Origin of the sequence: Anaeropeptidivorans aminofermentans (genome assembly GCF_940670685.1) — a bacterium.
Lineage (GTDB): Bacteria > Bacillota > Clostridia > Lachnospirales > UBA5962 > Anaeropeptidivorans > Anaeropeptidivorans aminofermentans.
Genome location: NZ_OW711693.1, coordinates 3,121,976 through 3,145,082 on the forward strand (window position 1 = coordinate 3,121,976; position 23,107 = coordinate 3,145,082).

The 23,107-nt window shown below is 39.2% G+C and carries 22 protein-coding genes; 1 reads left to right on the top strand and 21 read right to left on the bottom strand.

Annotation, left to right across the window (positions count from 1 at the left end):
- Positions 1 to 238: 238 nt before the first annotated feature.
- The 7 genes from NBX03_RS13200 to NBX03_RS13230 form a co-directional block, all read right to left on the bottom strand.
- Positions 239 to 1,714: a S1C family serine protease gene (locus tag NBX03_RS13200; RefSeq protein WP_250228238.1), complete on the bottom strand. Its 1,476-nt coding sequence runs from the start codon at positions 1,712 to 1,714 to the stop codon at positions 239 to 241.
- A 101-nt stretch (positions 1,715 to 1,815) separates the two neighbouring features.
- Positions 1,816 to 3,114 carry a S1C family serine protease gene (locus NBX03_RS13205; RefSeq protein WP_250228239.1) on the bottom strand — a complete coding sequence of 433 codons (1,299 nt, stop codon included), beginning with the start codon at positions 3,112 to 3,114 and terminating at the stop codon, positions 1,816 to 1,818.
- Between the two features lie 898 nt (positions 3,115 to 4,012).
- Positions 4,013 to 5,392 (bottom strand): L-cystine transporter, encoded by a 1,380-nt coding sequence (locus NBX03_RS13210; protein ID WP_250228241.1) that lies wholly within the window; start codon positions 5,390 to 5,392, stop codon positions 4,013 to 4,015.
- 148 nt (positions 5,393 to 5,540) lie between these two features.
- Positions 5,541 to 5,768 carry a thioredoxin family protein gene (locus NBX03_RS13215; RefSeq protein WP_250228242.1) on the bottom strand — a complete coding sequence of 76 codons (228 nt, stop codon included), beginning with the start codon at positions 5,766 to 5,768 and terminating at the stop codon, positions 5,541 to 5,543.
- 495 nt (positions 5,769 to 6,263) lie between these two features.
- On the bottom strand, positions 6,264 to 7,715 hold the full coding sequence (locus tag NBX03_RS13220; protein ID WP_250228243.1) for a HAMP domain-containing sensor histidine kinase: 1,452 nt from the start codon (positions 7,713 to 7,715) through the stop codon (positions 6,264 to 6,266).
- Positions 7,716 to 7,942: 227 nt separating this feature from the next.
- Positions 7,943 to 8,638: a response regulator transcription factor gene (locus tag NBX03_RS13225; protein WP_250228244.1), complete on the bottom strand. Its 696-nt coding sequence runs from the start codon at positions 8,636 to 8,638 to the stop codon at positions 7,943 to 7,945.
- 12 nt (positions 8,639 to 8,650) lie between these two features.
- Positions 8,651 to 11,023: an endonuclease MutS2 gene (locus NBX03_RS13230; protein ID WP_250228245.1), complete on the bottom strand. Its 2,373-nt coding sequence runs from the start codon at positions 11,021 to 11,023 to the stop codon at positions 8,651 to 8,653.
- Between the two features lie 317 nt (positions 11,024 to 11,340).
- Between NBX03_RS13230 and NBX03_RS15985 the strand changes: the two genes are divergently transcribed.
- Positions 11,341 to 11,940, top strand: coding sequence for a lytic transglycosylase domain-containing protein (locus NBX03_RS15985; protein WP_323373238.1), 600 nt, complete (start codon positions 11,341 to 11,343; stop codon positions 11,938 to 11,940).
- Positions 11,941 to 12,022: 82 nt separating this feature from the next.
- On the opposite strand, the gene truA is transcribed toward NBX03_RS15985, so the two are convergent.
- From truA to map, 14 genes are all read right to left on the bottom strand, one after another.
- Positions 12,023 to 12,757 carry a tRNA pseudouridine(38-40) synthase TruA gene (gene truA / locus NBX03_RS13240; protein ID WP_250228246.1) on the bottom strand — a complete coding sequence of 245 codons (735 nt, stop codon included), beginning with the start codon at positions 12,755 to 12,757 and terminating at the stop codon, positions 12,023 to 12,025.
- Positions 12,758 to 12,782: 25 nt separating this feature from the next.
- Positions 12,783 to 13,595: an energy-coupling factor transporter transmembrane component T family protein gene (locus NBX03_RS13245; protein ID WP_250228247.1), complete on the bottom strand. Its 813-nt coding sequence runs from the start codon at positions 13,593 to 13,595 to the stop codon at positions 12,783 to 12,785.
- Between the two features lie 205 nt (positions 13,596 to 13,800).
- On the bottom strand, positions 13,801 to 14,646 hold the full coding sequence (locus NBX03_RS13250; RefSeq protein WP_250228248.1) for an energy-coupling factor transporter ATPase: 846 nt from the start codon (positions 14,644 to 14,646) through the stop codon (positions 13,801 to 13,803).
- Complete coding sequence (locus NBX03_RS13255) at positions 14,622 to 15,482, bottom strand: energy-coupling factor transporter ATPase (RefSeq protein WP_250228249.1); 861 nt, start codon at positions 15,480 to 15,482, stop codon at positions 14,622 to 14,624. Before NBX03_RS13255 ends, NBX03_RS13250 begins: the two co-directional genes overlap by 25 nt.
- A 190-nt stretch (positions 15,483 to 15,672) precedes the next feature.
- Complete coding sequence (locus NBX03_RS13260; RefSeq protein ID WP_250228250.1) at positions 15,673 to 16,968, bottom strand: MATE family efflux transporter; 1,296 nt, start codon at positions 16,966 to 16,968, stop codon at positions 15,673 to 15,675.
- A 695-nt stretch (positions 16,969 to 17,663) separates the two neighbouring features.
- A complete protein-coding gene (locus tag NBX03_RS13265) occupies positions 17,664 to 18,200 on the bottom strand; it encodes a bL17 family ribosomal protein (protein WP_250228251.1) in 537 nt (178 codons plus the stop codon).
- Positions 18,201 to 18,225: 25 nt separating this feature from the next.
- Complete coding sequence (locus NBX03_RS13270; protein ID WP_250228252.1) at positions 18,226 to 19,185, bottom strand: DNA-directed RNA polymerase subunit alpha; 960 nt, start codon at positions 19,183 to 19,185, stop codon at positions 18,226 to 18,228.
- A 72-nt stretch (positions 19,186 to 19,257) separates the two neighbouring features.
- Positions 19,258 to 19,854 (bottom strand): 30S ribosomal protein S4, encoded by a 597-nt coding sequence (gene rpsD / locus NBX03_RS13275; RefSeq protein ID WP_250228254.1) that lies wholly within the window; start codon positions 19,852 to 19,854, stop codon positions 19,258 to 19,260.
- Positions 19,855 to 19,880: 26 nt separating this feature from the next.
- Positions 19,881 to 20,279 carry a 30S ribosomal protein S11 gene (rpsK, locus tag NBX03_RS13280; RefSeq protein ID WP_250228255.1) on the bottom strand — a complete coding sequence of 133 codons (399 nt, stop codon included), beginning with the start codon at positions 20,277 to 20,279 and terminating at the stop codon, positions 19,881 to 19,883.
- 30 nt (positions 20,280 to 20,309) lie between these two features.
- On the bottom strand, positions 20,310 to 20,678 hold the full coding sequence (gene rpsM / locus NBX03_RS13285; protein ID WP_250228257.1) for a 30S ribosomal protein S13: 369 nt from the start codon (positions 20,676 to 20,678) through the stop codon (positions 20,310 to 20,312).
- Positions 20,679 to 20,877: 199 nt separating this feature from the next.
- The gene (gene rpmJ, locus NBX03_RS13290; protein WP_089853954.1) at positions 20,878 to 20,991 is read right to left on the bottom strand and encodes a 50S ribosomal protein L36; all 114 of its coding nucleotides are present in this window, start codon (positions 20,989 to 20,991) and stop codon (positions 20,878 to 20,880) included.
- Positions 20,992 to 21,039: 48 nt separating this feature from the next.
- Entirely contained in the window at positions 21,040 to 21,258 is a 219-nt protein-coding gene (infA, locus tag NBX03_RS13295) for a translation initiation factor IF-1 (protein ID WP_250228258.1), read from the bottom strand.
- Between the two features lie 42 nt (positions 21,259 to 21,300).
- Complete coding sequence (locus NBX03_RS13300; RefSeq protein ID WP_250228259.1) at positions 21,301 to 21,570, bottom strand: KOW domain-containing RNA-binding protein; 270 nt, start codon at positions 21,568 to 21,570, stop codon at positions 21,301 to 21,303.
- Between the two features lie 617 nt (positions 21,571 to 22,187).
- Positions 22,188 to 22,958 carry a type I methionyl aminopeptidase gene (map, locus tag NBX03_RS13305; protein WP_250228260.1) on the bottom strand — a complete coding sequence of 257 codons (771 nt, stop codon included), beginning with the start codon at positions 22,956 to 22,958 and terminating at the stop codon, positions 22,188 to 22,190.
- Between the last annotated feature and the right edge of the window lie 149 nt (positions 22,959 to 23,107).

Sequence of the window (23,107 nt, forward strand, 5' to 3'; positions counted from 1 at the left end):
CCTGCTAAAACGCCGAGGACAATCTTAGATTAAAAAATAAACGGTTCTCCGGGAAAATCCGTATTTTGGAGCCTATTTAACTTTAAATTTGCTATAAGTCCTTTGCATTTATTTACGTTTTACTGTACACATAAAAAATAGCCGTCTATAGACGGCTATTTTTGAGTATACCGAAGTATACATTGTTTGCGGGACGGCCATAAAGGCCGTTCCTAAAAGGAGAGGAGTTTATCAATAATTAGAAATTAGCATCTTTATTTTCAGAAAGCGTAACTGTTAAGGTGAGGGTTTCTTTGCCTTCTCTTATAAGCTTTAGTTCAACCTCTTCGCCTACTTCACAGCTTTGAACCCTTTCTGAAAGTTGGTCCATATCAAAGACTGTTTCGCCTTTAAAGCTGGTAATAATGTCTGTTCTTTTAATACCGGCTTTTGCTGCGCTGGAACCTTCCAGTACCGATTCTACAACCACACCCATTTCAGGCAGATTAAACGCCTGAGCTACTTGAGGAGTGACAGTATAGCCTACGATTCCTAGCATAGGCTTCGGAACTCTGTTACGCAGCTGTTCAATAATCGGCATGGCAACATCTGATGTAATACAATAGCCCATGCCTTCGACTTTTGTTTCGGCAAGCTTCAAGGTGTTGATCCCTATAACCTCACCGTTTAGATTTATAAGAGGCCCTCCGCTGTTACCCGGATTAATGGCCGCGTCTGTCTGAATCACTGTAAGAACTCTGTCTTCTACGCTTACTTCTTTATCGATTGCGCTTATGAAGCCAAAGGTTGCTGTATTGCCTTCACCTAAGGCATTGCCGATGGCTATGGCAAAATCCCCTACACGCATGTTTTTGGAGCTTCCGAACTTTGCCTTGATAATCTTTTCAACACCTTTTTCCTTAAGGTCCTTTTTAAGAACGCTTAATACGACCAAGTCTGATTGCGGCTCTTTGCCCACAAGGGTTGCCGGAACATTCTCGGCGCCTGAAATACTTACTAAAACCGATTTGGCACCTGAGGTAACATGGTTATTGGAAACAATATATACCCTTTCGTTATCCTCATCGAATATAATTCCGCTGCCTTGGTTCGGGGTTTCCCCCTGCATTGAAAACATACCGTAGTCTATAGAGCCGTCTTTAACAGAGGTTATGCACACAACCGACGGTTCAACCGAATCTATCAAATCGGCGAAGCTTAAGCCTCCTTTAAGAGAAGCGCTGTAGCTTGCCTCACTGCCTTGTGTTTTTGTCTCCTCGTTTTGAGTGCTTTCAGCAAATTTGAATTCCTGAACAGGAGCCTTATTGCCTGCCTTACTGAACATCGGAATAATTACCTCTGTAGTAAGGGCCATCATGGCACCTACACTGGAACCACCCAATATAGAGATGATGCATACGACTGCAATAAGCCTTTTGAAACCGCTTACTTTATTTTTATGGGTTTCATTTTTTATTGTTTCTTTAAAAAAGCTTTGGTCATCTATATTCTGTGAAGGTACATAATCCTTATTCTCATCATCCGAAGGAACGACCTCTCTTTTGCCGTAACCCTCTATAGCAGGAGAATCTACATTTTCAGTAGAAGCAAGGTCATTATTTAGATTTTCAGGTACGGATATGCTTTCATTTGTTCCGTTTTCCAAATCTCTATCGATCTCTCTTTGAATTTTGTCAATTTCACTTTGATCAAAGGGATCCTTAAATTCATTCATATTTATGCCCCCTGCGAAACCTGTAAATTAAGGATTAAATATATCATACCATACATCTTTGAAGATAATATGAATGAAATGTGAACATTTTCGCATTATATTTAATTTACAGAGTTAATATTCTTTATTTCTGCATTAAACGTCATAAGCTGACCGTTTCTGTAGGCTTTTATTTCTACCTTTTCACCTGTTTTGCATTTTGCTATAAGGTTTTGAAGCTCTTCCATGGATTTAACTTCTGTACCCTTAAAGGTTGTAATAATATCTCCCCTTGTAAGGCCTGAGCTTTGAGCTCCGGAGCCTTGGGATACGGAATATACCATTACGCCGCCAGATGGAAGGCTGTAGGATTCTATCATCTGGTCTGTTACTGTAAGAGCGCTTATGCCGAGATACGGTCTTTCAACGGTTCCTGTCTGAACAATCTGCTCAGCAATTTCCCTTACGGAGCTTGAAGGAATCGCAAAGCCCATGCCTTCAACATCGGTCTGGGAAAGCTTTGCTGTATTGATGCCTATTACCTGACCGCTTAAATTAACAAGAGCGCCGCCGCTGTTTCCGGGGTTAATTGCTGCATCTGTCTGAATTACATCAAGAGTGGCGTCTCCCTGCACTGTGATTTTTTTATCCTTTGCAGAAATAATACCTAAAGTAGCGGATTTTCCTTCTCCTGCCGCATTGCCTATGGCAATAACCGTCTGTCCCACTTCCATTTTACTGTCGTCTCCGAATGTGGCAACCTTATAATCAAAGCCTTCCACATTCTTGGCATCTGCCTTATTAACTGTAAGAACGGCGATATCCGACTGGGAATCCCTGCCTAATATCTTTGCCTGAACCTGATTGTTGTCATCTAAGGAAACGGTGATGCTTTGAGCACCCTCAATAACATGGTTATTAGTAACAACATATATTTTATCATTGTCTTCATAGAAGATAATGCCGCTTCCGGCGCTCGGTGTGGTAATTGTTCCGTAAAAATAATTATTTATGGTAGTAGTTGAATTAATACTTACGACGGAATCCTGAACATCTTTAATAACCTGAACTACCTTGGAATCCTCGGCTCCTACGGCAAGGTTTGAATAGCCGTTTACAACGGGAGATACGGAAGACTCAGCCGACTTAAATATTTCCTGTGCTTCGGAAACGATGTTTTTTGAAAAATAATCCTTATATATTCCCGCTCCCGCTCCTATACCAAGGCCTAAGGAACCAAAGCTAAGGCATGCTACAAGCGCAATAGGGACTAATTTAGAAATGCCTTTTTTCTTTTTTACTGCCGCCTGGGGCTGAATTTGAGGATCAGGGCTCACCTTGCTTCCATCATCCTCTATTCCATAGCTCATGTAAAAAGTATCGTTTTCGTTGTAGTTATTCATATTATTATCATTATACATATGATTTCCTCCCTGCATCTTAATTTATACTAAGCAAACTTAAAAATAATTCCAGGCAGCGTCTTAAAATAATTAAACCACCGGTAGATTTTGCAAGAAAGCGTGGCTTCAAGCATTTGAAATCATCTTTCTATGGCAAAACATAGTAAATTTCACAGAAGGAAGCAATAAAAATCTATTTTTCATAAACGGCTTAAACATATAGAACCCCTATGTTTAAGTCATTCAAAATATACGATTTTTATTACTGTTTAATTTGAAATTTACTATAGACTAGGCCCCAGGCTTTTCAGATACGCCCTGACACATGCTTGTAAATATCTTTAAGTAAGCGCCTTTTTATTGATAATATTATTATAAAGCCTAAGTTTAAAATAAATATGTACGATTAATTAATAATTGAAACGTTTTTGTGAACAAAATTTATTTACAGGTTTTCACTGAAATATTTTTGCCGTTTTGGCGGGTTTTTATAGTAATTTTCTCATAAAGAAAGAATAGAAAACGATTTACAAAAGGCCTAAAAATACAGGCTTTCTTTGGAAACGATAATTCAGTTCTGCGTATAGTCTATTTGCTTTTATGCCGCTATAAGCATTGACTCTTAAAAAACATAAAATAAAAGCAGATTGACAATGCTGCTTTTTTATATGCTTTATAATGAACATTCAATTTTCTTACTGTTTAATTTTAAATTTACTATATCTATAAGAATAAATCTATGGTCTAAGGCCTTTTCTGTATTGAAAAAGCGTGCCTAAGGCACGCTTTTTATGTAGCTTCTGCTAAGCGAATTTGAAAGAAGATATAAGCGTAAGCTCCTAAATCTTTTCAAGCCCGCATCCTTCTATAGTTATCAAACCTATTTTTAGTTTGGAAACTATAAAACTATATTTTATCAGAAGCTTTCTGCTTCCTGAGCCGAGTTATATATTTCCATATTCTGCTCTCCGCTTAATTTGGAGGTTACTAAACCTGCAACTAAACCATCAGAAACATTTATGAGGGTTCTTCCCATGTCTATAAGGGCTTCTATGGAGATTAAAACACCCACAAGACCAACAGGCAATCCCATAGCAGATAAAACAACCAGCGCCGCCATAGTAGCTCCGCCGCCTACGCCTGCAATACCAAAGGAGCTTATCGTTACTACGAGAACAAGCTCAATGATGAACATAGGGCTAGCCGGGTTTATTCCCACCGTAGGCGCTATCATTACGGCAACCATGGCAGGATACATCCCTGCGCAGCCGTTCTGCCCTATAGAAGTTCCAAAGGAAGCCGCAAGAGAAGCAATTGTTCCGGGAACACCAAACTTCTTTTCCTGGGTTTCAACCGTAAGGGGTAGGCATGCGGCTGAAGAACGGGAGGTGAAAGCAAATACCAAGCAAGTGAAAGCTTTCTTTATATAAGTAAGGGGATTATAGCCGAATACTGAAATTATCACTAAATGAGCTACAAATATAAGGCCTAAGATTACGTAAGATGCAAGTATAAATACGCCGAGGGATTTCATGGCGGCAAAGTTAGAGGAAGCCATGAATTTTGCCATAAGGGCCAATATACCGTAAGGGGTAAATTTCAATACGATATTGACAATCTCCATAACAACCGCCTGGGCAGTATTAATAATATTTACAAAGAAAGCAGATTCCTTCGGCTTTTTCTTTTTAAGCACCAAGCCTGCAACACCTAAAAACATAGAGAAAAATACCACGGATAATGTTGCGCTTTCCCCGTTTCCTGCAAATGCGCTGAATACGTTTGAAGGAATGATATTTATTATTTTTGAAGAGATGGTCGCTGCGTTAACTTCCTGCCCGCTTTTTTCTAAGGATTCCATCCTGGCTGTTTCCTTGTCGCCAATGGTAATATCATTTGCATTTAAGCCGAAAGCCAATGTTCCTGCTATTGCTATAATGGCAGATAACGCAGTAGTAAGCAAAAGAACAGATATGATTCTGATGCCGTATTTTCCAAGGGCCTTAGCGTCGTCAAGATTCACTATTGCGGAGGTAATGGACACAAATATCAGCGGCATTACCACCATCTGAAGCATTTTTACATATATGGAAGAAACTATATTAATCCATGTTACCGTATCCTTCAAAGAAGATGAATCAACACCGTAAATTAATTGAAGTATAAAACCGAAAACACCGCCGATAACCATGGCTGATAAAACTCTGAATGTGAAAGGCAGCCTCTTTGTCTGCATAACGTATAAAACTCCGCATATTATGAAAAATATTACCAGATTAAGAATTATTTCCATCATATAAACTCTCTCCTTTAAATGTATTAATTTCTTTTAATAACAATGGGGTATCATCTTACCGTCCGTCGTTTTAGAAAATTAATATTCTAGCTAATATCAAGAGTCAAAAAAGTCCTTTTAGAGCAAAATGACAAGTTTTAATTTTTAATTATGCCTTTGAAATTATAGAGATAATTTCGTCAACGGATAAATTTTTGCCTTCGGATACTACTTGGCCGTCAATCACTATAGCAGGAAATTCAATGATGTTATATATTGCCATATCTGTCTCATCTGTGCTGAGAACGACCTTCTCGGGAAGACCCATGGCTTCAACTGCTTTCTCGGCATTGGTAAAGGTTTCTTTCCCTTCTTCTTCGGTAGATGCGTAAATCATTATGGGGTCTATCTCTTCGCTTCCAGCGGAGGAGGAAGAACCTCAAAGAAGGCATTCACTCTCATTGGGATTGCCGCGCTTGCCAAATATCTTTTCGAATAAACTCATTTTTATCTCTCCCTTCTATAAGTTTTTTCTATACTTATATATTTTATCATAAAATAAAACTTTAGTAAAGAATAGTATGTACCTAATAATGAATCTATATAACCGCTTCTATTAAAAACACTTTTATTTTCTGTTTTATGAAAATATATACCTTATTTTTCTCATAAAAAGAGCTTTCCGGTAAGATATTTATTACCGGAAAGCCTTATTTTGACATACATTATTCTAAAATTATATAAAATAAAGATATAAGTTTTATTCCCCTTTGCTGCATAAAAATTCAAATCTGGCCGTCTATTAATTTCATCATGAAAACAATTGTTTCTGTTTAGAAGCTCCTTCAGCAAATTTCTCACGCTAATCTTATGATAAAATATCAAGAAGCTTCTACTTGCCCTTTATTTCCTCTGCCTCACTTAATGTAAATATAAATTCGCTTCCCTTGCCTTCTTCACTGTTAACCATTATCTTTTCATTATGGGCTCTGATAAATTCCCTAACAATAGCAAGGCCAAGGCCGCTGCCTGATTTGTCTTTTCCTCTGGAGCTGTCTGCCTTGTAAAATCTTTCAAAAATGCGGTTTTTATCTTCTTCCTTTATACCAAGGCCGTTATCCTTTACGCTTACATAGACCTTCTTATCCTTTACAGAGGTTTCAACCTTAATGCTTCCGCCGTCCGGCGTAAATTTAAAAGCATTATCCAAAAGGTTATAAAAAACCCTTTTTATTTTGTCATAATCCGCTCTTACCATATCCTTATCATTGGCAAAGGATATGGTGAGGGAAATATCCTTTGACTTCGCCTTATGCTCAAATTGGATAATAATGTTTCTGATAAGCTCGTTAATATCAAAATCTTCTTTAAAAACCTCAATATCGTCGATTACCTGAAATTTAGATATATCCAAAAGGTCGTTTGCAAGCTTTGAAAGCCTGATGCATTCGTCAAGAATGATTGTAATATACCGCTCCTGTCTTTCATGGGGAATGGTTCCGTCCTTTATGGCTTGAAGAAAGCCTATAATGCTTGTTAACGGGGAACGGAGGTCATGGGATATATTGGCGATAAACTCTCTTCTGGTTTTCTCCTGCTCATCAAGGCTTCTTGCCATGTTGTTAAAGCTTTCTGCAAGCTGGCCTACTTCGTCTATGGAATTTACCTCAATGCGCTTTTCAAAATCTCCGCTTGCGATGACCTTTGCCGCTTCGTTCATTTCCTGCAGAGGCTTACTCATGCTTCTCGATGAAATATAGATTAAAACAAATGCGATAGACCCTGACAGCATCACACAGAGGGTCGTCATTCTTACGACTTCTGAAATGTTCTCCTTTAAGCTATTCATAGAAGAACTCATAAAAATGACCCCTACGGTTCTTGTGGTAACGATGGGATAGGCCACCGTAAGCTTGGTTTCGGAATACATGCCCCCTAAGGTTCCTTCAAGGGTTACGATTTCTCCGTCAAGAACCTTCTGTATTTCAGGAAGAGAACTTACGTTCAGCTTTCCCTCTGCCGTGTCGGATATTTCAATGTTAAAATCCGCATCGGTAAATATAAAGTTGGAATCAAGATATTCGCTTAATATCCTGGCTTCTTCTTTAATTCTTTCATAGCTTACGGAATCGATATATATAATCTGGCTTCCTGTTCTGTTAATACGCACATTGGACAATATAAGCTTTGATATTCTGCCGCCCTGCTCTATCAAAGCATTTTCCTGCCGGTCGATGAAATAGGATTTATATATTTGAGAAAGGCTAGTGCCCAAGGTAAAAAAGCTTATGGAAATAATGCATATATATAGAAACAGCTGCTTTCCGAATATGGTTTTAAACATAGAAATCCTCCTTTCCCTTCCGGCTTATGGAAATGCGGTAAATTTAAAGTAAAACAGGAACAGAATCCGATATTCCCTTTTGCTGCATTTTGGGAAATCCCTGTTTTTCATAAACAGTCTAAACTATAAAATCGCTATTTTAAGCCATTCATAATATACGATTTTTATTCCGCTGTTTTATTGTTCCGCTGCAGTTATATTACAAGCTTTATGAACTATTGCTATAATTATCCTCTGAGGCCTGTTTCAAATTTATATCCTACGCCCCATACGGTTTTAATGCTCCATGTATCCTCGTATTCAAATTTCTCCCGTAAACGCTTTATATGTACGTCTACCGTTCTGGTATCGCCCATATATTCATAATCCCAGATTTTATCCAAAAGCTTTTCCCTCGTAAAAACCTGATTGGGGTGAATGGCTAAAAAATAGAGCAGTTCAAATTCCTTCGGGGGAAGGTCAAGCTCCTTCCCATGGTAATTTACTGTATGGGTGGTATAATTAATGCTTAAATTAGGAAAAACAATCTGCTTTTGAGGCTCTATATCCTTTTTGTCGTACCGCCTTAAAACTGCTTTTACCCTTGCAAGAAGCTCTTTCGGCTCAAAGGGCTTTACGATATAATCATCCGCTCCAAGCTCAAGACCTAAAACCTTATCAAAGGTTTCGCCTTTTGCTGTAAGCATGATAATGGGAACAGAGGACATTTTTCTGATTTCACGGCATACATCATAGCCGTCCATTTCAGGAAGCATCAAGTCCAAAAGCACAAGGCTCGGAGAATAAGAGCCGAATTCCTCCACTGCCTTTCTGCCGTTATAAACTTCTCTTGTGTCATAGCCTTCCTTATTGAGATATAAGGAGATAAGCTCGGCTATGTGAGCATCGTCATCAACAACAAGCACCTTGGTTCTCTGATCCATAATATCGCCTCCTTACTTTAATTCACATATGGTTACGCCGGTTTCCCCTTCACCGAAGCTGCCAAGGCGGTAGCTTTTCACATGGGGATGGCCCTTCAAAAGGTTATGCACTGCGGCCCTTAATACCCCTGTGCCTTTGCCGTGGATTATGGTAAGCTGCTTCATGCCTGCAAGATAGGCATCATCAAGGAATTTATCGGTTTTTTCAATGGCTTCCTCACTCATCATGCCTCTTAAATCCACTTCCGGGGAAAGGTTCATTGATTTTCCTGCCTTCACCTTAGATGAAACCGGCCTGCTGTTTACCGTATAGGTTTTTTCGCTTTCGTCCAAGGATAAATCTGAAATATTTACTTTTATTTTCATTATGCCCGCTTTTACATTTACAAAACCATCGCTGTCGGGCTCTGAAAGGGCCGTTCCTCTTTGGTTCAGGCTGTGAATAAACACGCTTTCGCCCTTTTTTACGGTTTTAAGCCTTTTTGCAGGCCTGTTTTCTTCTTTTATGCCTTCGCTTAAGCCGGATATTTTACTCTTTATCTTTCTCCTTGCCTCATCGGCTTTTGAAAGGCCGTCAGCAGCACGCATATTTTTACTTATTTCTTTAATCAGCTCATCGGCTTCGTTTTTAGCGTTCTGCATTACTTTTCTGGCTTCAAGCCTGGCGTCGGAGATTATTTTTTCTCTCTGGCTTTGAAGCTTTTCCCTTTGGGCTTCAAGTTCTATTTTTAGCTTCTGGGCCTCACGCCTGTACTCTTCGGCCTTTTCCTGTTCTAAAATAACCGTTTTCTTACTGATTTCAAGGTCTGTAATAACGTCTTCAAAGCGCTTGTCTTCTTTTGACAGAGTTTCCTTTGCCGCTTCTATAATTTCTTCCTTCAGGCCTAAACGCCTTGATATAGCAAAGGCGTTGGACTTTCCGGGAATACCGATTAAAAGCCTGTAAGTCGGCCTTAAAGAGTCCACGTCAAACTCACAGGAGGCATTTTCTATGCCGTCTGTAGAAAGAGCGTATATTTTTATTTCGGAATAATGGGTGGTGATTGCCGAAACAATTCTTCTGTCCAGCAGATACTGGATAATGGATATGGCAAGGGCGGCGCCTTCCGCCGGGTCTGTTCCTGCGCCCAGTTCATCCAGAAGCACAAGGCTATTGTAGCTTACTTCGTCAAGGATGCTGACGATGTTTTTCATATGGGACGAAAAAGTAGAAAGGCTTTGCTCTATACTCTGCTCGTCTCCAATATCGGCATATACATTTTCAAATACGGAAAGCTCCGAATTCTGCCCGGCAGGGATATGAAGCCCCGCTTGACCCATTAAAGTAAAAAGGCCTATGGTTTTCAGCGCAACGGTTTTTCCCCCTGTATTGGGGCCGGTTATAATAAGGGTCGTAAAATCCTTCCCTAAATAAATATCTGTGGGAACCACTGTATCGGGGTTTAAAAGAGGGTGCCTTCCCTTTTTAATATGGATTCTTCCCTCGTCGTTAAATACAGGCTCCGTAGCCTTCATTGAAAGGGAAAGCTGGCCTTTGGCAAATATAAAATCAAGCTCCGTCAGTATTTCAAGATTAGAAAGAAGCCCGGCTTCATTTTCATAAACCATTGCCGAAAGCCTTGCAAGTATCTTTTCTATTTCCTTTTCTTCCTCGGCAGAAAGTTCCTTCAGCTTATTGTTTAAATTTACAACGCTTGCAGGCTCCATGAAAAGGGTCGCCCCGGTAGAAGACTGGTCGTGAACAATCCCCTGAAAGGAGCCTTTGTATTCCTGCTTTACGGGGACACAGAACCTTCCGTTTCTGAGGGTTATAACACTGTCCTGCAAATAGGTTTTATAGGTCTGGGAATGAATGATGCTGTTTAAATGCTCTCTTATCCTTGAATTTGCCGTTTTGATGCTTCTTCTGATGGAAAAAAGCTCAGGGCTTGCGTCGTCTGAAAGCTCCTGATCATTTAAAATACAGCGCTGAATCTCTCTGCTCAAAGCCTTCATAGGCTGCAGGGCTTCAAACATGGGCTTCAAAATAAAGAAATTATCGTTTTTATCCTCGTCACTGCCGTAGGAGATGGCCCTTTCGGAAACCTGAACAAAATCTCCTATATGAAGAAGCTCTTCTATATTGAGAATTCCCCCGATGGCCGTTCTTTTTACGGCAGGGCGAATATCCTTCATTCCCCCAAGGCTTAATGAATTTTTCTTTATAATCATGGAAGCCGCCTGGCTTGTCTGTATCTGAAAAGTCCTTATTTCATCTATATCCGTCACAGGCTTCAGGCTTTCGCATTTTTCCCTTCCTGTGGGGGTTAAGGCCTTGGCCTTTAAAATATCTATTATTTTATTAAATTCAAGGGTTTTTAATGCCTTAGAATTATTTAATTCCATTTTTATCTCTCCTTGAAGTTTCTAAGAAATCATTTATATCTTTTGCATTTACTGCCGATATATTATATAGCCGAAGTAAAATTTATAAATCATATTTAATTTAACAAAACTCACCTGCTATAAATAATATCACAATATTATAATTAAGCCTGTTAATTTTCTGTTAAGTTCATGACATTACCATTAAAAATAAGGCGATACATAAAAAGAAATGTCTGAAAGCTCTTCGGTATGGCGAGTTTAAAGAAATATATCAATTGAAAACGCTTTGTACTTATTGTATACTAAATTTATCATAGGATTACGGATGTGAAAAAATGGCTCTTTCTCCTTACGGAATTTATAACGAAATCGTTCAAAATATCGCCCAAAGCCTCAATCTGAATCTTGAGGTTTATAAAAAAAGCCCTGTCCAAAAGGCCGAGGAATTACCTCTGGAAACTCTTTCTTCCGCTGAAAAGACGGAAGAAAGCTTTAACGATATTTTATCCGCTTACATAAATGATACCATACAAAACGATGAAGCAAATAATACCATTAACAGCGCTATTATTTCCGCCGCTGAAAAATATCAAATTGACCCGAATCTTATAAAAGCCGTTATAAAGCAAGAAAGCAATTTCAATGTAAACGCCGTTTCAAAAGCCGGAGCAATGGGCCTTATGCAGTTGATGCCAACAACGGCAAGCTCTTTAGGCGTTTCAAACCCCTATAGCATCAACGAAAATATTGACGGCGGAACAAAATATTTAAGGCAGATGCTTGACCGCTTCGATAACAGCCTCGAAAACGCCTTAGCCGCCTATAATGCAGGCCCCGGTGCCGTTACTAAATATAACGGCATACCGCCTTATGAAGAAACGGAAAATTACGTCCCCAAAGTTATCAGTAATTATTTAAGCTATAAGAATTCGTAAAGGATTCCGGCCGGCTGTGAATAAATACAGCATCTGTTATTTGAGCTTTGATAAATATATAAGACCGGTTTTCCGGTCTTTTTTAATTGTAATAAACCTCCATCAATGTAAGGCCCTGAGGCGGCGCCGTTATTCCGGCCTTTGTCCTGTCCTTTGAAAGAATTATCCCTTTTATGGCGTTTTCATCTATTTTTCCGCAGCCGGCATACATTAACGTTCCCGCTATAATACGAACCATATTGTATAAAAAACCGTTGCCGTTTATAAAGAATGTAATAAGCTCTCCTTCTTTATAAAGCTCAATGCTGTTTATCTTTCGAACCGTCGTTTTTGCAGAACCTCCTGAAGCACAGAAGCAGGCGAAATCATGCTCTCCTATCATCCGGGACGCGGCCTTTTTCATCTTATCCAAATTAAGGGCATAGGGCACATACCAAGAATAATTTCTCAAAAGAGGGTTTTTAACTGCTCCGTTTTGCATTACATATCGATAAGTCTTATTCTTGGCGTCAAATATAGGGTGGAAGTCTTCCGCTGCCTCTTCCGCTTTATATATTCTAATATCCTCCGGAAGAATGGAATTAAGGGCCGATGGTATATTGGAAAGAGGGATATTATCCTTTCCTTCATAAAGGGCCCTTTGGCCCATGGCATGAACCCCCGTGTCGGTTCTGCTTGCCCCCATGACGGAGATATCTGTTTTGTAAAGCTTTTTAAGGGCTTCTTCTATTTTTTCCTGTACCGTAACTGCGTTATTTTGAAACTGCCAGCCTGCATAAGCGCTTCCATCATAGGCAATTGTTAAAAGTATATTCATATCATCTATCCTATAAATTTTAGTGTTAAAATAAAGGCGGAAGCATTCTCGTTAAAACAAGCAAAACAGAAAATATAAAAAACGATGCAAGAAACACTTTATCTGCCGCTGTATATTTCATTTCCTTCATTTTGCTCCTGTTAACGTCTCCCCTGTAGCATCTTGCTTCCATTGCCATGGCAAGGTCGTCGGCTCTGTGAAAGGCCGATACGAAAAGCGGTACAAGAAGGGGTATAAGGCTTTTTGCTTTTTCTTTTATTCCGCCTGTGTCAAAGTCCGCTCCCCTCGCTATCTGGGCTTTCATAATACGGTCTACTTCCTCCATAAGGTTCGGTATAAACCGCAGTGCTATGGTCATCATCATGGCTATTTCATGAGCAGGAAGGCCTATTTTCTTAAAAGGGGAAAGACCCCGTTCTATGCCGTCTGTAAGCTCTATGGGACTTGTAGTAAGGGTCAGTATGGAAGAGCCTACTACCAGCATAATAAGCCTGATGCCCATTTTAAGAGCCATTAAAAGGCCTTCTTTTGTTATCTCTATGAATCCTAAGGAAAAAATCACCGTTTCCCCGGGAGAAAAGAATACATTTAATATGATTGTAAAGGCTATGATAAACATAAGCCCTTTAAGGCCTTTAAACATATATTTAGGGGGAACATTGCTCAGCTTTATAACTAAGGCAAGGCCTGCCCCGGCCAAAACATATCCCCATAAATTATTTACAATAAATAAAAGTATAATAAACGCCAAAGTCCCCATGAGCTTAGACCTTGGGTCAAGCTTGTGTATTTTCGACTCAACAGGGTAAAACTGGCCGATTGCTACATTTAAATTCATCACTGTCCCCTTGCTTTTATTCGTAATTTTATTGTCAGATAAGAAATTTGCGGAATAAATCCTAAAAATACTTAACGATTTCCTATAGTAAAACAATTAGATTACAGGAACAAAAACCGTATATTTTGAATGGCTTAATAGAAGGGGTTCTATTCTATTAAGCCGTTTATGATAAATAGGCTTTTGTTCCTACTTTAAAGTTGTTTTACTGTATTTCCTTCATGATGGCTTCCGCTGCTTCTTCAACAGTATAAATATCTTCACTTAAATGAAAGCCCTGATGATTCAGCTTTTTAATCAGATAAGAAATCTGAGGGGCGGCAAGGCCTATTTTTTCAAGCTCTTCTGCGTTTCGAAACACCTCTTGAGGGCTTCCGATATATTTGAGCCTGCCCTTATCCAAAACCGCAAGCCTGTCCGTATATTTGGCTATATCCTCCATTGTATGAGATACAATGATAACCGTGTTATTCAGGCTCTTATGAAGAGCTGAAATGCTTCCGAGGATTTCCTCTCTGCCTTTAGGGTCAAGGCCTGCCGTAGGCTCATCAAGAATCAGGATATCCGGCTCCATGGAAAGAACGCCGGCTATGGCTACTCTTCTTTTCTGGCCCCCTGATAAATCAAAGGGGCTTTTTTCATAGAGATTTTCTTCTATCCCTACAAGCTTAAGGGCCTTTTTTACCCGCCTTGATACTTCTTCCTGGGGAAGCTTCATATTTGACGGCCCGAAGGCAACATCTTTAAACACTGTGGTTTCAAAAAGCTGATGCTCGGGATATTGGAACACAAGGCCTGCCTTTTGGCGGGAAATCTTTATGCTTTCTTTATTTGTATTTATGTTTTGACCGTCTATTAATATTTCTCCAGAATCCGGCTTAAGCAAAGAATTAAAATGCTGTATCAAAGTTGATTTTCCGCTTCCCGTATGGCCTATGATGCCGAAAAACTCCCCTGTGTTTATTGTAAAGCTTATATTATCCAACGCCCTTTTTTCAAAGGCCGTATCCTTAGCATAAACATGAGTTAAATTCCTGATTTCAATTGACATAATTTATCCGCCATTTCATCTATGGTTATAATATCGTCTTCTATATTAAGGCCCTTTTCCCTAAGAGCATGGGAAAGCTCCGTCACCTGAGGAATATCAAGGCCTAAATTTCTAAGCTCATCTTCTCTTCTGAATATTCCCTTCGGCGTGCCGTCCATGGCTATTTGGCCTTCGTTAATTACTACCACTCTGTTTGCCTTTACGGCTTCCTCCATAAAATGGGTTATTAAAACGATGGTGATGCCTTCCTCTTTATTCAGGCGCATAACGGTGTTTATAACTTCCTTCCGGCCTATGGGGTCAAGCATGGCCGTAGGCTCATCAAGAACGATAATGCTTGGCCGCATGGCAAGAATACCTGCTATGGCGATTCTCTGCTTCTGTCCTCCCGATAAATAGCTTGGCGTGCTCTTTTTAAACTCCCCCATGTTGACCATAGAAAGGCTTTCATCTACCCGCCTTCTGATTTCTGAAGGCGCTATGCCAAGGTTTTCAGGGCCGAAAGCAATATCTTCTTCAACGATGGTTGCGATGATTTGATTATCAGGGTTTTGGAACACCATTCCGGCGTTTTGACGTATATTCCATATAAGGCTTTCGTCTCTTGTGTCCATACCGTTTACAAATACCGCGCCTTCCGTCGGCTTTAAAATTACATTAATATGCTTTGCCAAGGTGGACTTACCGGAGCCGTTATGGCCGAGCACGGCTACAAAATCTCCCTTTTCAATTTCAAGGCTGATATTATCTAGGGCCCTGATTTTAGTTGTTTCATTTTTTTCCTGGTCATACCTTTTATATTCAAATATTAAGTTTTCAGACTTAATGGTTTTCATTGTCAAACCTCATTTTTACCTTATTCTTCAAGACCTACGAAGTCTTTAATAGTATACCATAAATCTTTCATACTTAAATAGTTTTCTGTATAAATTCCTGTTTTTATTAATGCAGATAGTGATAATGTCCGTCTTACAAGTTAACTTAAAAAAGCCTTATTTTCCATAAATGGAAAATAAGGCTTTTATCTTATGCCGCTTTCACCTCGGCATTTTCATACAAAGACTTGTTATAAAAAATATAAAAGCTTATAAATGCAAATACGGTCGAAATTATATCTGCTACGGGGGTTGCCAAAAGTACTCCGTGATATTTGCTCGTAAGAAAATTAGGAAGAATATATATTAAGGGCAGAAGCAGCACTATTTTTCTTAAAAATACAATCAGAAAGGATTCCCGCGCCCTTCCAAGGGCCATAAAGGTTTGCTGGATTGCAATCTGCCCGCCGATTACCACAGTGCCTATAAAATAATAGCGTATTGTTTCAGCAGAAATTGCCACAAGAGCCGGGTCCTTGTTAAAAAGCTTTATTATAGGATATGGATAAATAAGAATTACTCCTGTAAAAAACAAGGTATGAATCAAGCAGGCTAAAAAAAGGATTTTAAATGTTTCTTTTACGATCTTTTTATTTCCTGCGCCGTAATTATATCCTAAAATAGGCTGTGCCCCCTGGGAAAGCCCCATAAGAGGAATCAGTACAATCTGCATTACGCTTATGGCTACAGTCATTGCAGATACGGCAAGGTCACCGCTGAATTCCAGTATCTGAGTATTTAAAGCTGCAATAATAGCGCTTTCCGAAACGTTAATAATAAAAGGAACCGTTCCAAGGCTTAAGATGGTAAGCATGACTTTTTTATCAAAAATTAAATTTCCCTTTTTGATTTTAAGCTTTGTCCGCTTTCCGAATAAAAATGCCAATATCCAGAGCATAGCGGCAAACTGGGCTATAACGCTTGCCAGAGCTGCACCTTTAACCCCCATATCAAGATTAAATATAAATAATGGACATAATAAAAGATTTAATATAGCCCCTATAAAAATGGACACCATACCAACCTGAGTATATCCTTGGGTATTGATAAAGGTGTTCATACCCATGGTAAGCTGAGTAAATAATGTGCCCCATAAATATATGGATAAATAATCAACGGCATAATCAATGGTTGCGCTGCTGGCCCCAAACTGCCAGAGCAGCGGTTCTTTGAATAATTGAAAAACTGCCGTCAAAACGATGGCCATAGTAATTAAAGAGGAAAAACTGTTTCCAAGAATTTTCTCGGCCTTTTCCTTATTGTCTTCGCCTAAGGCAATGGCGGCGATAGGCGCCCCTCCGTATCCTATCAGTACCGTAAAGGCTGAAATCACCATGATGATGGGCATGGTAATTCCTATGCTTGACATGGCAACACTGCCATAGGAAAGCTGCCCTATAAATATCCTTCCTACAATGCTGTAGGTTAAATTGGCTGCCTGAGCCAATATGGCGGGAATTGCAAGGCGTATAAGATTGCCTTTAATGTTCGGGCTGCTTAAATCGATGTCTCTTCCTGAAATAATAATCTCCCCCTAATGACTCGACAGTTATAAATTACGCTTATGAATATTTTTATTATTTTGTTTCTATTGGTCATAATTTAACACTAAGCAAATCAAGTATATCATATGTATTAAATGATTGCTATATTGCATATTAGATATTATCATTTTATTGGTTACATTGCTTTAGTGTTAGAGCGACATAACAGACGCCTCGGCTTGATGGGCTTCTCCGCAGGCGGATACTTAATGCTTATAGCAAATTTCTTATAAAGAAGTAACAAAAACCGATTCATCAGAGACTCAAAAATACGGATTTTCTTCGGAAACGGTACATTTTTAAGTCTCTACGAGTATACCGTTTTGTTACTGTTTATAGTAAAACAATTAGATTACAGTAACAAAAGCCGTATATTTTGAATGGCTTAACAGAAGGGGTTCTGTTATATTAAGCTGTTTATGAAAAGTAGGCTTTTGGTACTACTTTAAAGTTGTTTTACTATATCCGCTTATGGCCCCTCTCGTCTATCACCATTATAAATACAAAGAATGCTTATTTAACAGAACCATCCGCCCGTGATACATAAATTCCCAAATAAAAAACACAGGCCTTTGCCTGCGTTTTTTATATAAGTAAATTAAATTAATTCAATAATAACCATTTCAGCTGCGTCACCTTTACGCATGCCTAATTTAACCATTCTTGTGTATCCGCCCTTACGGTCGCTGTACTTCGGAGCGATTTCGTTAAAGAGTTTATCAGCCATGTCTACTTTAACGGTGTTGCTTCTCTTTTTTCTGCCATCAGCAGGTACTTCCGTAACAGGATATAATACACTGTATATTTTCCTTCTGGCGTTTAAACGGGAAGGATTATCCTTTTTAATGGTTTTTTCTACTTCATCATACACTGTTACCCTTTTGCCGTTTACTTCTTCTTTAACGCGCTTGCCGGAAGCATCCTTTTTAGGAGTTTTTGCCTTTACTGTAACTTCTGAATAATTATCCTTTTCTTTTACAGATAAAGTTATGAGTTTCTCGGCAATTTTACGAACTTCCTTAGCACGGGTCTCAGTAGTTGTAATCTTTCCATGGTATAATAAATTGGTCGCAAGGTTACGTAACATTGCCTTACGCTGGCTGGATGTACGACCAAGTTTCCTATAACCGGCCATTTTAAAACCTCCCTAAATTAAATTTCTATTCATCGTTGGGCTTAAGCGATAAGCCAAGCTCTGCAAGTTTATTTAATACTTCCTCAAGGGATTTGCGCCCAAGATTACGTACCTTCATCATATCTTCCTCGGTCTTGTTGGCAAGGTCTTCCACCGTATTGATACCTGCCCTCTTGAGGCAGTTATAGGAACGAACGGATAAGTCCAGCTCTTCTATGCTAAGCTCAAGAACTTTTTCCTTCTTGCCCTCTTCCTTCTCGACCATAATTTCAGCATTTTTAGCATTGTCCGATAAATCAATGAACAATTTAAGGTGCTCATTTAAAATTTTAGCTCCAAGGCTTACTGCGTCGTCAGGAGTTATGGTTCCGTTTGTCCAAACCTCAAGAGTCAGCTTGTCATAGTCCGTAGTCTGACCTACACGTGTGTCCTCTACAACAAAGTTCACCCTGCGAACAGGCGTATAGAGAGAGTCTACCGGAATAAGACCGATCGGCTGATCCGGGCGCTTATTCTTGTCGGCGCTTATATATCCCCTGCCCTTTGTAATAGTCATTTCAATAAAAAGCTTTGAGCCTGGTCCACCTGAAAGGGTGGCAATATGAAGGTCAGGGTTCATAATCTCTATATCCGCATCAACCTTAATGTCTCCGGCTTTCACTTCTCCTTCGCCTACCATGTCTATATAAGCAATCTTGGGCTCCGGCGAGTCGCTGTTATTCTTTATCGCCAGGTTTTTAAGGTTTAATATTATTTCTGTCACATCTTCTTTTACGCCCGGCAATACGCTGAATTCATGGAGAACACCGTCGATCTTTATGCTGCTTATAGCCGCCCCCGGCAATGAGGATAATAATATCCTTCTTAGAGAATTGCCTAAGGTCGTACCATAACCTCTCTCAAGAGGCTCTACGCTGAATTTACCATACGTACCGTCCTGTGACAAATCTGTTATTTCGATGCGAGGTTTTTCAAATTCAAACACGCATTCAAACCTCCTTACATTTATCTACCTCCGCAAAAGCAGAGTCTATAACAACACCTCAAATATTGCTTATTATTTTGAGTATAACTCAACGATAAGCGTTTCGTTAACAGGAATATCTGACATCTGCTCTCTGCTGGGAAGATTCAAAACTGTGCCTGTAAGCTTCTCGTGGTCGGCAGAAAGCCATTCAGGAACAATCCTTGATTCTGTTACTTCTAATACATCTTTAAATCTCTGAAGATTTGCTGATTTATCTCTTACAGATATTACGTCGCCTGCTTTAACCCTATAGGAAGGAATATTAACAGATTTTCCGTTAACAAGAATAAGCTTATGGCCTACAATCTGCCTTGCTTCTTTTCTTGTTCTTCCGTAACCAAGCCTGTAAACAACGTTATCAAGCCTTGTTTCAAGCATTCTTAAAAGGTTTTCACCAGTGATTCCAGGCTGCTTTTCAGCTTTAGCAAAATAAATTCTAAACTGCTTTTCAAGCACACCGTAAATGAACTTCGCTTTCTGCTTTTCTCTAAGCTGAAGGCCGTATTCACTTACTTTTCTGTTGCCTCTGGAAACTTCTCTTTTAGATTTCTTATTTATACCAAGTACCATTGGCTCAATGCCAAGGGCCTTACATCTCTTAAGTACCGGCTCCATATTTCTCGCCATTTATTCGCACCTCCCAATCCTTTTAATCAAACTCTTCTGCGTTTTGGCGGCCTGCAACCGTTATGTGGTACAGGAGTAACGTCTTTTATCATTGTTACGTCAAGGCCTGCTGCCTGAAGGGCACGAATTGCCGCTTCTCTTCCGCTTCCGGGACCTTTAACGAATACCTCAACTGTTTTAAGGCCGAATTCTTTCGCTGCATTAGCTGCTTTATCGGCTGCCATCTGAGCTGCATACGGAGTGGATTTTCTTGAGCCTCGAAATCCGAGTTCTCCGGCGCTGGCCCATGAAAGCGCATTGCCTGCGGCATCCGTAATTGTAACAATCGTATTGTTAAAGCTTGATTGGATATGCGCCTGGCCACGCTCAACATTCTTTTTCTCACGGCGTCTGCGTGCTACTTTTTTAACCGCTTTCTTAGCCATCTATACTAAACCTCCTTGATTTACAACAAATTATTTTTTCTTATTGGCAACCGTTCTTCTCGGGCCTTTTCTTGTTCTAGCGTTTGTTTTTGTTTTCTGGCCTCTTACAGGAAGGCTTCTTCTGTGACGAATGCCTCTGTAGCAGCCTATTTCAACGAGACGTTTAATATTAAGGGCTACTTCTCTTCTCAAATCGCCTTCTACTCTTTGAGTTTTATCTATAACGTCTGCTATTCTTGTAACCTCGTCATCTGTAAGGTCTCTTACTCTTGTGTCGGGGTTAACCTTAGCTTCCGCAAGTATTCTCTTGGCTGACGGAGCGCCGATACCGAATATATAGGTAAGGCCAACTTCAACTCGCTTTTCTCTTGGTAAATCTACGCCTACTATACGTGCCATCTAGCACAAACACCTCCTGGGTTAAATAAATTAATCCAATAATTTTCATAATCCTTAAAGCTTTGAAAAGCTGTGTTTTACAATTATTTAAAGCTTTACCGCCTGATGTAAACACATCTTTTCTCATGCCTCGCAACAAGGTAACAATCTGATTTCCAAGGATTTATGACCCTCTTTTAACCATGATAAAATATAAAAATTAACCTTGTACCTGCTTATGCTTAGGATTTTCGCAAATTATTCTTATCTTGCCTTTTCTTTTAATAACCTTGCATTTTTCGCATATAGGTTTTACTGATGATCTTACCTTCATGCCGATAACTCCTTTCGCATATTGCTTAATGCTTTTTCTATGCCGAATTTATTTGTCTCTCCAGATAATCCTGCCCTTTGTAAGGTCATAGGGTGACATTTCTATTAAGACTTTGTCTCCCGGTATTATCCTTATAAAGTTCATGCGAAGCTTACCTGAAAGGTGTGCGGTTATTCTGTGGCCATTTTCAAGCTCTACCAAAAAAATGGCATTAGGAAGCTTTTCAATAACCTTTCCTTCTACTTCAATAACATCGCTTTTAGACAAAGTAATTTAACCTCCTTATATACATGGAATATAATATATTCCCTAAGACATAGCGGCTATACTCTTTCTAATATCAGAATCCAAAATTGCCTTGCCTTCCTTGAGGCTTTTTGCTATTTCAGAATCGACACACTTTGTCCTTTGTACATGCTTTATTTTCTTTTTTTTAGGCTTTTCTATTTTCCTGAGACTGCCGTCACAAAGATAGAGATATTCACCTTCTATTTTAATTATCATAAAGGGTAAGCCCTTATCTCTGCCGCATTTGGAAAAAACAATCTGCCCGCATTCAAATTCCATGGCCTTATCCAACCCCTTTACCCTTATTAAGGTTAGCTTTTTTCAAATACAGCCGGGCTGTTTTAGCAAGTCATACTATAGTAATATACCTTAAACAGGGTAACAAAAAGCGTATATTTTGAATGGCTTCATTTAAGCGCTTCTATAGATGAAGCCGTTTATGAAAAATAGGTTTTTGTTACTGCCTTAAAACTATATTACTATACTTTCAAAATCTTATTCTGAAAGTAAATTTTCACAAAATATTAAGTCTAAGCATAGGCTTAATACTCATTTGCTTTACTATAGCTGTAATTATTTTACTAGAGTATAAAACAAGGCTGCTGTAGTCCGGCAAATTAAAAGCAGGCCGCCGCAAATTTACATTATAGTAAAACAAATTAATTGCAGTAACAAAAACAGATTCTTGTTTCTGCCTTAATCTTGTTTTGTTCTAAGCAAATTTGCTGCATATTTTACTAAATAAATTTTTAAGGAATCAAAAAACCTTTAATGGTTCTGATACGATTAAAGTTTAATTAGCATAGCATAAAAAGCAGAAATATATTTTACCATAAATGCAGAAATTATCATACATTTTCTTTCAAAAATGTACTCATGAATATGATTTTTGTGAAATAAGCCCTATATTAGTGAACCATAGTGAGTATTTCCGGCTCACCGTCGGTTATGGCTATGGTGTTTTCATAATGGGCAGATTTCTTGCCGTCACAGGTAACGACAGTCCAAAGATCATCTAAAACCTCTACTTCCCAGGTTCCTATGTTTACCATAGGCTCTATAGCTAAAACCATTCCCCTTTGAAGCTTTGGCCCTCTCCTTGGAACCCTGTAATTCGGTATCTCAGGAGCTTCATGAAGATTTTTGCCTACGCCGTGGCCTACATAGTCACGAACGATGGAAAAGCCGTGGCTTACTACATAAGCTTCTATCGCAGCCGAAATCTCATAAAGATGATTGCCTTCTTTTGCCATTTTTATTCCTTCAAAGAAGGATTGTTTTGTTACCTCGACAAGCTTTCTGTCTTCCTCGGAAACATTTCCTATACAAAGGGTCCTTGCGGCGTCTCCGTGGTAGCCGTTTATATACGCTCCGATGTCAACACTAAGAATATCGCCATCTTTAAGCTTTCTTAAACTGGGTATTCCATGAATAACTTCTTCATTTATGCTTAAGCATACGCTTCCCGGATACTTGCCTGCACCGAACGCACCTTCATAGCCCAAAAATGAAGCGATGGCGCCTCTTGATCGGATATAGTCGGCAGCTATGGTATCAAGCTCTTTTGTTGTAACGCCGGGCTTTGCATATTTTTCAATAAGCTCGTGAGTCCTTGCTACAACATCTCCAGCTATTTGCATAAGCTTAATTTCTTCATTGCTTTTTATTATTATTGCCATTTTAAAGTCCCCTTTCAGGCTCAGCAGAAAATCCCGATGAATTTTCTATAAACGGCCAAGGCATTTCTGAAAATAGAAAACCGACAGAAAATTCGCTGAAAACAAGCGAAGGCGAGACCAAAAGCGCAAGAATACTGGTTGTATTCTGA

Coding starts and splice junctions, on each gene's coding strand:
- NBX03_RS13200 (WP_250228238.1), bottom strand. CDS start 1,714: ATGAATGAATTTAAGGATCCCTTTGATCAAAGTGAAATTGACAAAATT.
- NBX03_RS13205 (WP_250228239.1), bottom strand. CDS start 3,114: ATGTATAATGATAATAATATGAATAACTACAACGAAAACGATACTTTT.
- NBX03_RS13210 (WP_250228241.1), bottom strand. CDS start 5,392: ATGATGGAAATAATTCTTAATCTGGTAATATTTTTCATAATATGCGGA.
- NBX03_RS13215 (WP_250228242.1), bottom strand. CDS start 5,768: ATGATTTACGCATCTACCGAAGAAGAAGGGAAAGAAACCTTTACCAAT.
- NBX03_RS13220 (WP_250228243.1), bottom strand. CDS start 7,715: ATGTTTAAAACCATATTCGGAAAGCAGCTGTTTCTATATATATGCATT.
- NBX03_RS13225 (WP_250228244.1), bottom strand. CDS start 8,638: ATGGATCAGAGAACCAAGGTGCTTGTTGTTGATGACGATGCTCACATA.
- NBX03_RS13230 (WP_250228245.1), bottom strand. CDS start 11,023: ATGGAATTAAATAATTCTAAGGCATTAAAAACCCTTGAATTTAATAAA.
- NBX03_RS15985 (WP_323373238.1), top strand. CDS start 11,341: ATGGCTCTTTCTCCTTACGGAATTTATAACGAAATCGTTCAAAATATC.
- truA (WP_250228246.1), bottom strand. CDS start 12,757: ATGAATATACTTTTAACAATTGCCTATGATGGAAGCGCTTATGCAGGC.
- NBX03_RS13245 (WP_250228247.1), bottom strand. CDS start 13,595: ATGAATTTAAATGTAGCAATCGGCCAGTTTTACCCTGTTGAGTCGAAA.
- NBX03_RS13250 (WP_250228248.1), bottom strand. CDS start 14,646: ATGTCAATTGAAATCAGGAATTTAACTCATGTTTATGCTAAGGATACG.
- NBX03_RS13255 (WP_250228249.1), bottom strand. CDS start 15,482: ATGAAAACCATTAAGTCTGAAAACTTAATATTTGAATATAAAAGGTAT.
- NBX03_RS13265 (WP_250228251.1), bottom strand. CDS start 18,200: ATGGCCGGTTATAGGAAACTTGGTCGTACATCCAGCCAGCGTAAGGCA.
- rpsD (WP_250228254.1), bottom strand. CDS start 19,854: ATGGCGAGAAATATGGAGCCGGTACTTAAGAGATGTAAGGCCCTTGGC.
- rpsK (WP_250228255.1), bottom strand. CDS start 20,279: ATGGCTAAGAAAGCGGTTAAAAAAGTAGCACGCAGACGCCGTGAGAAA.
- rpsM (WP_250228257.1), bottom strand. CDS start 20,678: ATGGCACGTATAGTAGGCGTAGATTTACCAAGAGAAAAGCGAGTTGAA.
- rpmJ (WP_089853954.1), bottom strand. CDS start 20,991: ATGAAGGTAAGATCATCAGTAAAACCTATATGCGAAAAATGCAAGGTT.
- map (WP_250228260.1), bottom strand. CDS start 22,958: ATGGCAATAATAATAAAAAGCAATGAAGAAATTAAGCTTATGCAAATA.